We start from the raw sequence: 14929 nt of genomic DNA, 5'->3' as shown, positions 1-14929 counted from the left end.
CATATAACTGGCATGCCTTAATAGGCTATTTTATATTCTAATATTCATTAGTCTAATGTATTATCAATCTGTATTAGATTTTTATTTTACTGGAAATCAAATACATCGAGCCACTGTTCAAGCATCTCTTTTTCTCTTGGTCTCTGTTTTGTAAGCTGTGCAGCTGCTACGATTGGAAGCCACTGCTGAACATATTTCTTCTCTGTATTACTCTTCTTACAGAAGATATCCATATATTTCTCTGCTACATCTTTATCATCTAATGCAAATAACAGATAAGTTCTTGCTACATCAGCACTTGCATTACCCTGTGCTGCATGAACCCAGTCAAGGATGTAATATTTGCCATTTGATACAATAATATTATTAGGATTGAAATCACCATGACAAAGTTTAACATGCTTTGGCATTCCATCAAGTCTTGTAAGCAGATCATATTTTTTACCATCATCAATATCAAGGCTCTGAATCTGTCTTGTCATCTTGTCTTTTAACTTATTAAGTAAAGGACATCTCTTTGTCATCATATCAAGCTGAATATCTACCATTATATTAAGATACTCATCCATCTTATCAGGATTGTCATTCATAAGTTTTGCAAGAGTATCACCTTCTATGTAATCCATTGAGATAGCCCATTGACCATCAATAATTGATACTTCTGAAATCTTAGGAATATTAAGTCCTGTTTCTTCAACTCTTGCTGTATTAAGAGCTTCATTCAGAACTTCTGATTTAGGAAAATCTTTGTTAAACACTTTAATTGCTTTACCGTCTTCTTTGTAAACACTTGCATTAACGCCTTTTGAAACTAAATTTTTTAACTTCATATAAATTCCCCTTTTCTAATTGATATTGTAACTATCCATATCCAAGCAGCCATCTTAACCTTGCTACAAGTTATTCCAAGTATCTAAGTATACGTATCTAAGTATCTAAATATTCAAATATCCAAATATCCAAATATCCAAATATCCAAATATCCAAATATCCAAATATCCAAATATCCAAATATCCAAATATCCAAATATCTAAGTCTACATCCATATATCTTATATACTGGATTTTGTAATACAAATAGTTACCGCCTTTAATAATATCGACTCAGTTGTCTTACTATCATAATAATAAAATGAATTACATTCATTAATTATCTTTTGATATAATTATATTACTACTTTTTATTTTATTTGTACAGTACTTTTTTCAAAAAATTTGTTAAAATTGCAATATTTTGTATATCAATATAGATAATTTTATAACAAATTAAACAAATTTTTAACACTTATGTTATTTTTTTACCTAAATTATGTTAACAAAAAACGATGATATTAGGCATTTTTTTGTTTGAGATGTCTAATATCATCGTTTCCTTTTTCCTATATAATTAATTATGTTTATTTTCATTCGTGTTTTCTTCTGTCTTTTTTCCGTCCATATAATGTATATTTAATTTTGTATCCTTCGTTATAATCTGCTTCAGTATCTCATTCTTATTACTTGTTTTTGTCTTCTGCTTCTCTTACAACAACTGCTTTACTCTCATTTAATGCTATCTCAAGTGCCTGTTTCTCTTCATCACCAAGAATAATGTATGATTCACCTTTAACAATCTCTTTTATATATGTATAACAACCTTCTCTGCTATGCATTGCATTGATTATGAATCCGTCATTATTATCATCAAGTAATGCTACTGAAAAGCTAAGCTTTCCACCCATTTCTTTAAATGCATCATATTTTACAATTCCAATCTTCTGATATGCAAGCTTTAGATTTTCCTGGAGAGCTTTGATATTATTAGATGCTACTTTTGCATCTTCTTTAAGTACATCTACTTCATCAAGTCTCTTTAATAGTGTATCTTCAAGAGATTTTGCATCTTTTCCCTGCATAAAACTATTGTACTTCTTCTTCATCTTACTTATTTTTACCATATTGATAATCAGTAAAATAAGCAGAATAAGTATCATTAGTGCCATTCCTGATACAATATAAGCCATATTATTATTCATAACATTAATTACATTATCTAAACTATTCATTTTTAGTTCCTTTCTTATCTGATTTTCGCAATCATATCTACTATTCTCTCTAATTCTTCCTGTGAATAGTAATCGATCTCTATCTTACCTTTGTTATTATCTTTATTCTTAATTACAACTTTACTTCCAATGATATTTTTAATCTTATCTTCCAGATTTTTATATGCAAGTATTACTGCCTCATCAATTTCTGTTTTTTTCTCAGATGTTGGCTTTGACATATCTTTTATAATTTTTTCAATATCTCTTACTGACATCTTCTCATCAAATACTCTCATTGCAATTGTATATTGTAATTCCTTATCTTCTATTCCAAGAAGTGCTCTTGCATGACCACTCGTAATCATCTCATCTATAAGCATCTGTTTTACTCTATCATCAAGTTTTAATAATCGCATTGAGTTAGTAATTGTTGCTCTACTCTTTGATACTTTTTCTGCGACTTCGTCTTGTTTGAGATTATATTCTTTTATCAATCTCTGATATGCCTGTGCTTCTTCAATTGGATTGAGATCGGCTCTTTGTATATTCTCTATAAGTGCAATCTCTACTATCTCTCTATCTGTATAATCCTTGATAATAACCGGAACTTCTTTTAATCCAGCTATCTTGGCTGCACGCCATCTTCTCTCACCAGCTATTATTTCATAATAATCATCTCTTTTTTGTACTATCAGAGGCTGTATTATTCCATATTGCTTTATTGAATCAGCAAGTTCCTGTAAAAGATCTTCATCAAAATTTTTTCTTGGCTGATTTCTGTTAGGTTCTACTTCTGTTATCTTAAGCATTGTATCAGAAGGTTCTTTTACTATAACTTCTTTTACTACTACTTCCTTCTCTTCTTCAATTGCTTCTTCACTGAACAGATTTGCAAGTCCTTTTCCTAATGCATTCTTTTTTCCTGCCATTACTTACACCACCTTTCTTATATTATTTTCTTCGTTTCATTACTTCTTTTGCCAGATTTCTGTAACTCTCAGCACCAGTGGATTTAGAATCATATAGATTAATTGGCATACCATGACTTGGTGCTTCAGCTAGTCTTATATTTCTAGGTATTATCGTCTTGTATATATTCTGTTTAAGATTATTCTTAACATTCTCAACTACCTGAAGTGATAGATTAGTTCTTGCATCATACATAGTAAATACAACTCCTTCTATCTCAAGTTCAGGATTAAGTTTTTTCTTTACAAGATTAATTGTATGCATAAGCTGTGTTAGCCCTTCAAGTGCATAATATTCGCATTGTATTGGAACAAGCACAGTATTAGCTGTTGTCATTGCATTTACTGTCAGCATGTTAAGTGATGGAGGACAATCGATTATTATATAATCATACTTGTCTTTTATCTTCTCAACATTTTTTTTCATAATAAATTCTCTATTATCTATTCCTATAAGATCTATCTCTGCACCTGCGAGATTTACATTAGATGGAACTACATCTAGTTTTTCTATTACATTTTTTATTATGCAATCTTCTATAGTACATTCTTCAAGAAGCATCTCATATACAGTATTATTAATATCTTTTCTCTCAACACCTAATCCACTTGTAGTATTACCCTGTGGATCTATGTCAATTGTTAATACTTTTTTTCCTGCTTCTGCTAGGCATGCAGATAAATTGATCGATGTTGTAGTCTTTCCAACTCCACCTTTTTGATTAGCTATTGCAATTATTCTTCCCATATTACAGTTGTCCTTAGTTATAATAAATCAAAAACAAACGATAAGTTATAACTTCCTTTCCAATTAAGTTAGTAATTATTTGTATATATGACCGCATGCAAACTTTATCATTTTTAGTTTCATGCTGTCATCACATCTTGTTTTTACAATTTATATATCTTATTAGCGATGTTTCACGTGAAACATTTCTAAGTTTTGAATTACATACAACATTATATCATTTTTAGTTCCATATATCTATATCAATTTATTCTTTCACATACTTTTTTAATATTGTAAATGAATTACTATTTATTTCTTCTTTTACCTCCTGTATTTGTTCTTGTTACTTTTCTTATTATACTTACTATATAATATTTATCTTTGGTGCTTTGTCTTATACTATACAATATAGTATAAGATTTATCTTTGGTATATCTTGTTATACTATATTGCATAGTACTTTTTATCTTTAGTGTATCTTGTTTATACTATATAACGTAGAGTTTTTTCTATCTTATGGTATATCTTGCCTATACCATAAGATAGTTTTTTATCTTTGGTATTTTTTTCAGTGTCATTTATTACTTTTTAGTATGTAAAAATAATACTGACTTATCTTTAGTATTTCTCCAGATTTTCAATTTTGAAATTTGTCACTGGATTTTTCTTTTGTGTTTAATCTATGCTTTTTACTAACATAGACCTTCTTTGGTGTTTTGTCTATGCTTTTTTACTAACATAGACTTTCTTTGGTGTTTTGTCTATGCTTTTTACTGGCATAGACTTTTTTTTTTGGTGTTTCTGTATTTCAGTTAGAATATAATATTTTGGTCTATATTTATATTCTAACAAAAATACATTTTTCTTTTGTATGGTCTTATTTTATATGTACTTTTTATCATACATACATTCCTTATGATATTCCATTTTTCAAATCGGGACTACCCCCTTTTAGGGGGTATTTTTATTTTTTTCTTTTTTATTTTTTCAATTTGATTTTTCCACTTATATGGCTCTATTCCTAGGTTTCACGCTGTTTTTTAGCTGTTTTCTATATCACTCCACTAATATTTTTTCACTAATATTTATCATCTTTTTTATAGATGTTTCACGTGAAACATCTATAACTCTTACTTCTCCATATCCTTATCTTTATCAATATTTTATTTTTCTAATGTTCTTATCTGCTTGTCAATATTTTTCATTCTTCTAATTATAATCATTAATGTTTCACGTGAAACATCTATAGCTTCTACTTCTCCATATCCTTATCGCTATCAACATCTTATTTCTCTAATCTTCTTATCTACTTGTTAATGTCTCTCATTGTTACTCATTATATTCATCAATGTTTCACGTGAAACATCTGCAGCTCTTACTTCTCCATATCCTTATCTCTACCAATATTTTATTTTTCTAATCTTCTTATCTACTTGTTAATGTCTCTCATTGTTACTCATTATATTCATCAATGTTTCACGTGAAACATCTATAACTTTTACCTTTCCATATCCTTATCAAATCAATATTTCATTTTTCTAATCTTCTTATCTACTTGTCAATATTTCTCATTGTTCTCATTATATTCATCAATGTTTCACGTGAAACATCTATAACCTCTACTTTTTCATGTCCTTATCTCTATCAATATCTTATATTTATAATCTGCTCATCTGCTTGTTAATGTTTCTCATTGTTCTCATTATATTCATTAATATTTCACGTGAAACATCTATAACTTTTACCTTTCCATATCCTTATCAAATCAATATTTCATTTTTCTAATCTTCTTATCTACTTGTCAATATTTCTCATTGTTCTCATTATATTCATCAATGTTTCACGTGAAACATTAACATGTATTATCACATACCTTAATTGCATAATTTATAATTACTTTCTTCTACACCAGCATTACCATGTTTTATTCTTTATACTATTTATTATTTATCTTTTACATTATTGTCCTACCGATTATCCCAATTTTATTTTTCATATTATTAGTCTATTTTTTATTGCTTATATAAAAAGAATCTACCACATCATTGCCTGCTTAAGCAATAATCGTGGTAGATTCTATATTTCTATTTGTTCATTCTCTACAATACTGTATTAATATGTTCAACTTTATTAATAAGTTCAATATTTTTATTCTCTATATATTCTCTACATATTCTGTATGTATATCTATCCAATATATAGCATCCATTTATATATAACACTATTAATAAATTATTTAAACTCTGCTAATCCATTCTTTATAGCAAATACTGCCGCCTGAGTACGATCAGATACTCCTATTTTCTTGAATATGTTTGATACATGATTCTTTACTGTTCTTTCGCTAATGTTAAGTGTTGATGCTATCTCCTTATTGAAGTATCCTTCTGCAAGAAGTTTTAATACATCATACTCTCTTCTTGTGAGTTCATTAAGTTTATCTTTGTAATTATCTCTGTCTGACAGATTTGAATTCAATAATGGTGTAAGACTTGGCTGTATATACATCTCGCCATTGTATACATTATATATAGCTTTTTTAAGTAATGCTGAATCTGAGTCTTTTAATACATATCCATTACATCCAATATCTACTGCCTTCAATAAGTATTCTATCTCATTGTGTATTGTTAGAATTAATACTTTTGCCTCCATCTTTTCTTCTTTCATAATTGTAAGCACTTTTAATCCATCAAGATTTGGCATATTTATATCCAGTAAAAGTACATCTGGTTTTAATTTATTAAGAAGACTTAAACATTCATATCCATCGCCTGCCTGACCAACAACTACAATATCTCCATCTAATTCGAGTAACTGCTTAAGTCCCTCTCTTACTATTGAATGGTCATCTGCTATTAATATTCTAATTGCCATATATTTTCTTCCTTTCTATTTTAACGTGGGGATAATTACTTTTATAACTGTTCCCACTCCGTTATTATTGCTTGAAAATGATATTTTTCCTCCAAGTAAAAATACTCTCTCTTTTAATGATGATATTCCAAATCCTGTATTATTTTCGGTAATATTAGATGGTTTATTAAAATCAAAACCTATTCCGTCATCTTCATGGATTAAAGTTATATCATTTTTTGAATATATAAGTTGCATTTTTATATTCTTACCTTTTGAATATTTTATACTGTTATTGCATGCTTCCTGTATAATTCTTATAATACTAAGAGCTACTACAGATTTTAATTGGTATGGTTCACCTTCTATTGTATATGTAATATTCATATCAGTATTAAGTTTACATCTTTCTATAACTCTGTTAAGTGTAACATCTATTCCAAGATCATCGAATGACATAGGACGCAGATCATATATTATAGCTCTTAATTCATCAATACAGTTGCGTACCATATTATTGATTACTTCTAGCTCCAATTTAGCTCTTATTGGATCTTTATCCATTACTTTTGTACAGAATTCTGATTTATGTACAAGTCCTGTCATTGTCTGAACAACTGAATCGTGTATATCTCTGGCAATTCTCTGCCGTTCTCTCTCCTGTGATTCTACAACAACCATACCATGTGAGTTAATATCTTCACTTTCCTGATATTCTTTAAGAACATCATCAAGCTCTTTTATCTCCAGATCAACCGCTTCTATTGATTCTTGCAGAGAAACTTTTTCTTCTTTCAAAGTTTCCTTTTCTTCTAAAAGCTTATCGATCTCTTGTTTTTTAAATATGCTGTTGTCATTACACTTAAACACACTGTCTGCTGAACTTAGTTCAGCCTTAATATTAGCTATTGCAGCATCTATCTGCTCAATATTAAGTTCTATCCTATGTTCTTTATTCACATATTCATTTTTTTTATCATTATAATATATATATCGTCTATTTAAATAATCATATACTTTATTCATACTTACTCCGTTATCGGTTAACATAATTTTTTGTTTTCTTTCTCCTTATATAATATAATATTTTCGTGCTAAAGGAAAGCAAATATTAAATAAAATTAACATTTTTTAAATATCTTTGTAATTTAATGCCGAAATATATTATAATATAAGTATCAATTGTTTGGAGGTAAAACGTATGAAACAAAAAAAGTTACTTACAACTACATTCTTATTAGCCGGAAGCGCTTTAGCTGGTACTGCGCTTATTAACAAAGCTGTTTTTGTTTCCGCAACCAAAAAGAATATCCTTAACAATCGTCTGTTTTATTCTTACAGATGGCGACTTGGTGATATTAAGTATCTAAAAACCGGCAAGGGTTCTCCACTCCTGCTTATTCATGATCTTAATTCATCTTCAAGTTCTTATGAATGGTCCAATGTTATTGAACAGCTTTCTAAGACTCATACTGTCTATGCTATCGATCTTTTAGGCTGTGGTGTTTCTGAAAAGGTAAATATTACTTATACCAATTATATGTATGTACAGCTTATATGCGATTTTGTAAAAGATGTCATTCGCAAAAAGACTGATGTAATTGCTTCATCGTTATCATGCTCCATTGCTGTTATGTCATGCTTTAATGATAGTTCGCTTTTTAATCGGATTATTCTTGTCAACCCTGTAAGTCTTGCTGCAACAGCCAAGATTCCAGGCAGACATTCAAAATTCTTACGAATTTTACTCAATACTCCTATTATTGGCACTTTAATATATAATCTCACTCATAGCAGAAATAATATTGCTGATATGTTTAGTACTTCTTATTTTGCTAATAAAAGTCATATAAAATCCGAATATATCAATGCTTATTATGAAAGTGCACATTTTAATGGCTCTAACTCAAGATTTGTTAACTCAAGCAGAAAAGGTAATTATACAACAGCTAATGTTAATAATGCAATACGAAAAATCAACAATAGCATTATAATTATTGGTGGTTCTGCTGTTCCTGATATTAACAGGATAATTACCGAATATACACTTATCAACCCTTCAATTGAATCTGTAATCATTAATCAGGCTGGTATTTTACCTCACCTTGAAGTTCCAAACAGATTTTTAAAGACTATCGCACCTTATATAGCAGAAATACCAGACTAAGTCTGGTATTTCTCTTTTCATTTCTAGCCTTTTAATGGTTCTTTTGTTGGAAGACCAGCTTTTCTTGGATATTTAGCTGATGTCTGTCTTTCTTTCTTTATAAATACAAAAGTTCTTGTAATATCAGTATCTGCAAGTGTAAAGTTCTCAACTCTTTCGATCTTGCCACCAAGCATCTTTATTGCCGCTTTACTGTCATTTATCTCTTCTTCTGAATTACCTGCCTTATATGATATAAAATAACCACCTACTTTAACAAATGGAAGACAGTATTCTGAGAGACTGGTAAGATTAGCTACTGCTCTTGATACACATATATCAAATTTTTCTCTATATTCTTTGTTACGTGCCACATCTTCTGCTCTTCCATGTATAGGATTTATCTTATCTAATTCATTAACTTTTGCAACTTCTTCTATGAATTTAATTCTTTTATTAAGAGAATCAAGAAGTGTAACATCAAGCTGTTCAAAAGCTATTTTTAATGGAATTCCTGGAAAACCAGCTCCTGTTCCCACATCTATTAATTTTAATGGTCTTTGCATATCAAAATATTTGTTTATAGCAAGTGAATCAACAAAATGTTTTAATATAACTTCATCATATTCTGTAATAGCTGTAAGATTCATTACTTTATTTTTCTCTATAAGCATCTCATAGAATCTATTAAACTGTTCTTTTTGCTTATCATTAATTACTACATTAATCTGCTCTAAATATTTTTCAAAAGTCTCTGACATATTTCCTCCTTTATTATTTTCTTCCTCTCATCTGCTCAAGATGTACAAGAAGTACTGATATATCTGCCGGAGATACACCTGATATTCTTGATGCCTGACCTATTGAACGAGGATTGTATTTATTAAGCTTTTGTTGCGCTTCTTTTCTAAGTCCACTTACAGTATTATAATCAAAATTATCCGGAAGAAGCTTTCCTTCAAGCTTCTTATAATGTTCTACCTGTTTTAGCTGTCTTGTTATATAACCTTCATATTTCAGATTGATATTAACTTGTTCTATTACATCATCAGATAGTTCTTTTCTGTTTTTATCAATATCTGCAAGTACTTCATAATTAAGTTCAGGTCTTTTAATAAGTTCTGCAAGTGTTGTTCCTGATTTTAGAGGAGTACTTCCATATTTTTCAAGAAGTTCCTGTACTTTCTTATTAGCACCGACATTTACGTTACTTACTCTCTCAATCTCTGCAGCTATCTGCTTTTCTTTCTCAAGAAGTCTTTCATATCTCTCATCTGATATAAGACCGATCTCATGGCCTTTTTTAGTAAGTCTAAGATCTGCATTATCCTGTCTTAACAAAAGTCTATATTCAGCTCTTGATGTCATCATTCTGTATGGTTCAAAATTCTCCTTTGTAACCAGATCGTCTATAAGAACACCGATATATGCCTCTGATCGATCAAGTATTAATGGTTCTTTTCCAAGAATACTAAGTGCTGCATTAATGCCTGCTATAAGCCCCTGAGAAGCTGCTTCTTCATATCCTGAACTTCCATTAAACTGTCCACCACTGAATAGACCTTTTATTTTTTTAAATTCAAGAGATGATTTTAACTGATTTGAATTAATACAGTCATATTCAATTGCGTATGCATTTCGTACTATTTTTACATTCTCAAGTCCTGGTACTGTTCTATACATTGCATACTGAACATCCTCTGGAAGTGAACTTGACATGCCTCCAAGGTACATCTCATTCGTATATCTTCCTTCTGGCTCTATGAATACCTGATGTCTTTCTTTGTCTGCAAATCTTACTACTTTATCTTCTATTGAAGGACAGTATCTTGGTCCTGTTCCTTTTATATTACCTGAATATAGTGGAGATCGATCAAGATTAGCTCTTATTATCTCATGTGTCTTATTATTAGTATATGTAAGCCAGCATGATTCCTGATCTATCTGAACATCTTTTGGATCTGTCTCGAATGAGAATGGAACCACTTTTTTATCTCCAAACTGCTCTTCCATCTTTGAAAAATCAATACTTCTCTTATCTGCTCTCGCTGGTGTTCCTGTCTTGAATCTATACATCTCAATTCCATTGGCTTTTAACGAATCTGTAAGATAATTAGCTGCCTGAAGTCCGTTTGGACCTGTATAATTGCTCACATCTCCATATATGCATCTGGCTTTTAGATATGTTCCTGTACATAATACAACTGCTTTTGAATGATATGTCGCACCTGAATATGTCTTAACACCCTTTACTATGCCATCTTCCACGATAAGTTCTGATACTTCTGCCTGACGTATTGTAAGTTTATCTGTATTCTCAAGAACTCTTCTCATACTTCTGCTATATTCTGCTTTATCAGCCTGTGCTCTTAGTGAATGAACTGCAGGTCCTTTTGATTCATTTAACATCTTGGACTGTATAAATGTTCTGTCGATATTCTTACCCATCTCTCCTCCAAGTGCATCTATCTCTCTTACAAGATGTCCTTTTGAACTGCCTCCAATATTAGGATTACATGGCATCATAGCTATACTCTCGACACTTATTGTAAAAATTATTGTCTCAAGTCCAAGTCTTGCACATGCAAGTGCAGCCTCACATCCGGCATGTCCGGCTCCTACAACAACAACATCATACTCTTCATTTACGTTCATAATTCTATCTCCTTGTACCGACTTTAATTACATTATTATTTTCCCATACAGAATTTGCTAAATATCTCATTAACAAGATCATCTTCTACTGCTTCACCTGTTATCTTTCCAAGCTCTTCATAAGCATTCATAAGATCTATTGATAAAAAGTCTTCTGGCATACCATCATCTATACTTCTCATAACAAGTTCTATACTATTATAAGCTTCACTAAGTGCAGCTTTATGTCTTATATTTGTAATGAATACTTCATCATTAAAGTTAATCTCTCCATGTAAGAACATCTTTCTTATTGAATCATGTAATTTTTCAATTCCTGTCTGCTCTTTAGCTGATATTGATATTACAGGACAATTTTCAATATATCTGTTAATATCACTTGCACCAACAACAGTATTAAGATCATTTTTATTAAGAAGAACTATTGTATTCTTGTCTTTTATAATATCAAATATCTCTTCATCATTATCATCTATCTTTCTTGATGCGTCAACTACATATATTATCAAATCTGCCTCTTTCGCATATTTTTTTGCTTTATCAACACCGATCTTTTCAACTACATCTTCTGTATCTCTAATTCCGGCAGTATCAATAAGATTAAGTGTTATTCCATTAAGGTTAATCTGAACTTCAAGAATATCTCTTGTTGTACCTGCAACATCTGTAACAATTGCTCTGTCTTCTCCTACAAGTATATTCATAAGACTTGATTTACCTGCATTTGGCTTACCAAGTATTACAGTATTTATACCTTCTTTTAATATCTTTCCATCATCTGCTGTATCAAGAAGCTTTTTTATTCTCTTTTTTACATTTATTAAATCTACATTTAATTTTTGTGAAAAACCATCCAGACTAATATGTTCCGGGTCATCTAATGCTGATTCAATATATGCAATATTGTATATAAGCATATCTCTTATTGACTTTATCTCTTCTGAGAATTTGCCACTTAACTGTTCTACTGAACACTTTAATGCAAATTTATTTTTAGAATTAATAACATCAATAACAGCTTCCGCCTGCGACAGATCGATCCTTCCATTCAAAAAGGCTCTTTTGGTAAATTCACCTGGCTCTGCCGGTCTTGCTCCACATTTTATAACAGCTTCAAGTATCTCTTTCATAACAAGTGACCCACCATGGCAGTTTATTTCAATAACGTCTTCTTTTGTATAACTATTAGGTCCTTTCATCACTACTACCAGAACTTCATCAATTACATTATCATTATATACAATATTACCATAATGAACAGTATGACTTTTCTGTTCTTTGAGTGTTTTTCCTTTTTTCTTTGATCTGAATAATTTGTCCGCAATAGCTATTGCTTCATCACCACTCATTCTTATAATACCAATTCCTGAGTTACCCATGCCTGTCGCAATAGCTGCTATTGTATCGCTTTTCATTTTCTTACTCCTATCTTTCATTATTATTTACCGTTACCATCTGTAAAATCGCGTATTTTCAAGGTTTTTAAGTGTTTAAGTAAAAGTTAAACCTTGTTTTAACTTTTACTTAAACATTCATTTATTACATTTGTAACCATCATATTTATATACAAAAAGCTGTTTCCATATCAGGCACTGCATATATAGCAAAAGCACCTTTCAATACAGAAACAGCTCTTATTTAGGTTATAACTATTTTTTTAAGTACACAACAACGTGTCTGAAAGGCTCATCTCCTTCACTTCTTGTAGACACATACTTGTCTGACTGAAGTGCTGAATGTATTACTCTTCTTTCATAAGGATTCATAGGTTCAAGAGATACTGCTCTCTTAGTTCTTTTTACTTTATAAGCTATATTCTTTGCCAGAGATTCAAGAGTCTCTTTTCTTCTGGCTCTGTAATTCTCTGTATCTAGTTTCACTTTAAGGAATGATTTACTCTCCTTATTAACAACAAGACTTACAAGATACTGAAGTGAATCAAGTGTCTGTCCTCTTTTCCCAATAAGAACACCCATATCATCACCTGATAAGTCTATATTCATGGCATTGCTTTCTTCTAGAAGTTCTATATCAATCTTAACTTCCATATCCATTGTTCTGAACACATTTTCAAGAAATTCTCTTGCAACTTCATCAACGCCTGATGCTTTTTTCCATGCTTTTATCTTAGCTGGTTTTACGCCAATAAATCCTAATAATCCATTACTACCTTTTTCAATAACTTCATATTCAATTTTATCACTTGTTGTACCTAATTTTATGAGTGCATCCGTAATTGCCTCATCTACAGTTTTTGCTGAAACTTCGATAAATTCCATCTTGCATCCCCCTATACTTATTGACTACTTATTATTACGTTCGTTATACTGTTTAACCATTCCTGCCTTAGAAGCTATACTTCCTTTTTTTCCACTATTATTTTTGTAATATTTTGTAGATTCTTCTATTTCTTTCTTTCTCTCATCAAGTTCTTTTGCTTTCTGTTCTGCACTTTTTACTGTCTTTGCATATACATTTGCTTTCTTATTAACCTGCTGAGGTGGAAGACCTTTCTTGGCACGCTTTTTGTTATTCTTTTCTATGTTTTTCTTAATTATATCATTTAAATCAACTTTTTTGAAATAGTAGTTAATTCCAAGCTGCTGTATTATCTGGAATACTGCTGATGCAATCCAGTATACACCAAGACCTGCTGGTAATGTCAAACAGAAGAATGCAGACATAAGTGGCATGATATTATTCATCATTCCCATTGATGCTGCCATAGGATTCTCTTCGTCAGTCTTACCAGTATTAGGATTCTGTGCCATAGATAATTTAACACTTATCCACTGTGTAAGTGCTGACAGAATAGGAATTGCAAGTGCTATTGATAACTTGAATCCCGGTGCAACACCAAGATCAATTCCAAGGAAATCATTCATTCTTGAATAATGCTCTGCACTTGTATTAATTGTATCAGCCATATTAGGGAACAATTTGGCTAATTCGTTCCATTTCTCAGTTGAAAATGATTTTAATAAATCAATACTAGTATTAAGTGTAAGATCTGCCTTTGCTCCAAAATGCTCAGTCATTATAGTCTGGAAATTTGGATCGCTCATAATACCTGTTGTTCCATCAGTTCCAAGAATATTAGTAAATAGAACTTTTACAGAAGGAACGTATGCCGGTATGTTATATACAACTCTATACAATGCGAATAATATTGGCATCTGAATAATAAGCTGTACGCAGCCTGCTGACATTGAAGTACCATATTTTGCATATACTTCTTTTGTCTCTTCCTGCATTTTTAGCATCGATTCATTATCTTTTTTATCTTTATATTTATTCTGAATAGCCTGTAATTCCGGCTGCATAATCGATGATAATTTTGAAAATTTCTGTTGTTTTAATGTAAGTGGGAACATTACAAGTTTTACAAAAAATGTAAACAAAATAATACATAGTCCAATATTCTCAATTCCAAACATATCAAGGAATCTAAATATACCACTTAAAATGTATCCCAGTAGCTTTGCAACATCTCCAATAAGGAAACTGCTGTCCTGTGTTAATGGTATCACTTTTCATCTCCTCCTAA

The 14929-nt window shown here is 30.7% G+C and carries 12 protein-coding genes; 1 reads left to right on the top strand and 11 read right to left on the bottom strand.

Features of this window, described 5'->3' with window-relative positions; translation table 11 throughout:
* Nucleotides 1-86: 86 nt before the first annotated feature.
* The 6 genes from KQI85_RS10940 to KQI85_RS10915 all read right to left on the bottom strand — a co-directional run bounded on the left by KQI85_RS10940 (nt 87) and on the right by KQI85_RS10915 (nt 7607).
* Complete coding sequence (locus KQI85_RS10940) at nt 87-830, bottom strand: phosphotransferase (protein WP_216576130.1); 744 nt, start codon at nt 828-830, stop codon at nt 87-89.
* Nucleotides 831-1496: 666 nt separating this feature from the next.
* Complete coding sequence (locus KQI85_RS10935; RefSeq protein WP_216576129.1) at nt 1497-2045, bottom strand: DUF4446 family protein; 549 nt, start codon at nt 2043-2045, stop codon at nt 1497-1499.
* Nucleotides 2046-2059: 14 nt separating this feature from the next.
* Nucleotides 2060-2956, bottom strand: coding sequence for a ParB/RepB/Spo0J family partition protein (locus KQI85_RS10930; RefSeq protein ID WP_216576128.1), 897 nt, complete (start codon nt 2954-2956; stop codon nt 2060-2062).
* 22 nt (nt 2957-2978) lie between these two features.
* Entirely contained in the window at nt 2979-3743 is a 765-nt protein-coding gene (locus KQI85_RS10925) for a ParA family protein (RefSeq protein WP_216576127.1), read from the bottom strand.
* Nucleotides 3744-5957: 2214 nt separating this feature from the next.
* The gene (locus tag KQI85_RS10920) at nt 5958-6602 is read right to left on the bottom strand and encodes a response regulator transcription factor (RefSeq protein WP_216576126.1); all 645 of its coding nucleotides are present in this window, start codon (nt 6600-6602) and stop codon (nt 5958-5960) included.
* A gap of 15 nt (nt 6603-6617) precedes the next feature.
* Entirely contained in the window at nt 6618-7607 is a 990-nt protein-coding gene (locus tag KQI85_RS10915; protein WP_216576125.1) for a sensor histidine kinase, read from the bottom strand.
* A gap of 175 nt (nt 7608-7782) precedes the next feature.
* On the opposite strand from KQI85_RS10915, the gene KQI85_RS10910 reads away from it, so the two are divergent.
* On the top strand, nt 7783-8748 hold the full coding sequence (locus tag KQI85_RS10910) for an alpha/beta fold hydrolase (RefSeq protein WP_216576124.1): 966 nt from the start codon (nt 7783-7785) through the stop codon (nt 8746-8748).
* Nucleotides 8749-8771: 23 nt separating this feature from the next.
* Here the strand turns inward: KQI85_RS10910 and rsmG are convergent, their stop codons facing one another.
* The 5 genes from rsmG to KQI85_RS10885 all read right to left on the bottom strand — a co-directional run bounded on the left by rsmG (nt 8772) and on the right by KQI85_RS10885 (nt 14912).
* Nucleotides 8772-9488 carry a 16S rRNA (guanine(527)-N(7))-methyltransferase RsmG gene (gene rsmG, locus KQI85_RS10905; protein ID WP_216576123.1) on the bottom strand — a complete coding sequence of 239 codons (717 nt, stop codon included), beginning with the start codon at nt 9486-9488 and terminating at the stop codon, nt 8772-8774.
* Between the two features lie 13 nt (nt 9489-9501).
* The gene (mnmG, locus tag KQI85_RS10900) at nt 9502-11382 is read right to left on the bottom strand and encodes a tRNA uridine-5-carboxymethylaminomethyl(34) synthesis enzyme MnmG (RefSeq protein WP_216576122.1); all 1881 of its coding nucleotides are present in this window, start codon (nt 11380-11382) and stop codon (nt 9502-9504) included.
* Nucleotides 11383-11417: 35 nt separating this feature from the next.
* Entirely contained in the window at nt 11418-12797 is a 1380-nt protein-coding gene (gene mnmE, locus KQI85_RS10895; RefSeq protein ID WP_216576121.1) for a tRNA uridine-5-carboxymethylaminomethyl(34) synthesis GTPase MnmE, read from the bottom strand.
* 234 nt (nt 12798-13031) lie between these two features.
* Nucleotides 13032-13661 carry an RNA-binding cell elongation regulator Jag/EloR gene (gene jag / locus KQI85_RS10890; RefSeq protein WP_216576120.1) on the bottom strand — a complete coding sequence of 210 codons (630 nt, stop codon included), beginning with the start codon at nt 13659-13661 and terminating at the stop codon, nt 13032-13034.
* 24 nt (nt 13662-13685) lie between these two features.
* Nucleotides 13686-14912: a YidC/Oxa1 family membrane protein insertase gene (locus KQI85_RS10885; protein ID WP_371820604.1), complete on the bottom strand. Its 1227-nt coding sequence runs from the start codon at nt 14910-14912 to the stop codon at nt 13686-13688.
* Nucleotides 14913-14929: the final 17 nt, after the last annotated feature.

This window comes from Falcatimonas sp. MSJ-15 (assembly GCF_018918265.1).
Classification (GTDB): domain Bacteria; phylum Bacillota; class Clostridia; order Lachnospirales; family Lachnospiraceae; genus Falcatimonas.
The sequence above is the reverse complement of the archived record's forward strand: the minus strand, read 5'-3'. Positions and strand labels throughout refer to the sequence as shown.

Bases quoted from the DNA above. Each gene is read 5' to 3' on its own strand.
- KQI85_RS10940 (WP_216576130.1), bottom strand. From the start codon at position 830: ATGAAGTTAAAAAATTTAGTTTCAAAAGGCGTTAATGCAAGTGTTTAC.
- KQI85_RS10935 (WP_216576129.1), bottom strand. From the start codon at position 2,045: ATGAATAGTTTAGATAATGTAATTAATGTTATGAATAATAATATGGCT.
- KQI85_RS10930 (WP_216576128.1), bottom strand. From the start codon at position 2,956: ATGGCAGGAAAAAAGAATGCATTAGGAAAAGGACTTGCAAATCTGTTC.
- KQI85_RS10925 (WP_216576127.1), bottom strand. From the start codon at position 3,743: ATGGGAAGAATAATTGCAATAGCTAATCAAAAAGGTGGAGTTGGAAAG.
- KQI85_RS10920 (WP_216576126.1), bottom strand. From the start codon at position 6,602: ATGGCAATTAGAATATTAATAGCAGATGACCATTCAATAGTAAGAGAG.
- KQI85_RS10915 (WP_216576125.1), bottom strand. From the start codon at position 7,607: ATGAATAAAGTATATGATTATTTAAATAGACGATATATATATTATAAT.
- KQI85_RS10910 (WP_216576124.1), top strand. From the start codon at position 7,783: ATGAAACAAAAAAAGTTACTTACAACTACATTCTTATTAGCCGGAAGC.
- rsmG (WP_216576123.1), bottom strand. From the start codon at position 9,488: ATGTCAGAGACTTTTGAAAAATATTTAGAGCAGATTAATGTAGTAATT.
- mnmG (WP_216576122.1), bottom strand. From the start codon at position 11,382: ATGAACGTAAATGAAGAGTATGATGTTGTTGTTGTAGGAGCCGGACAT.
- mnmE (WP_216576121.1), bottom strand. From the start codon at position 12,797: ATGAAAAGCGATACAATAGCAGCTATTGCGACAGGCATGGGTAACTCA.
- jag (WP_216576120.1), bottom strand. From the start codon at position 13,661: ATGGAATTTATCGAAGTTTCAGCAAAAACTGTAGATGAGGCAATTACG.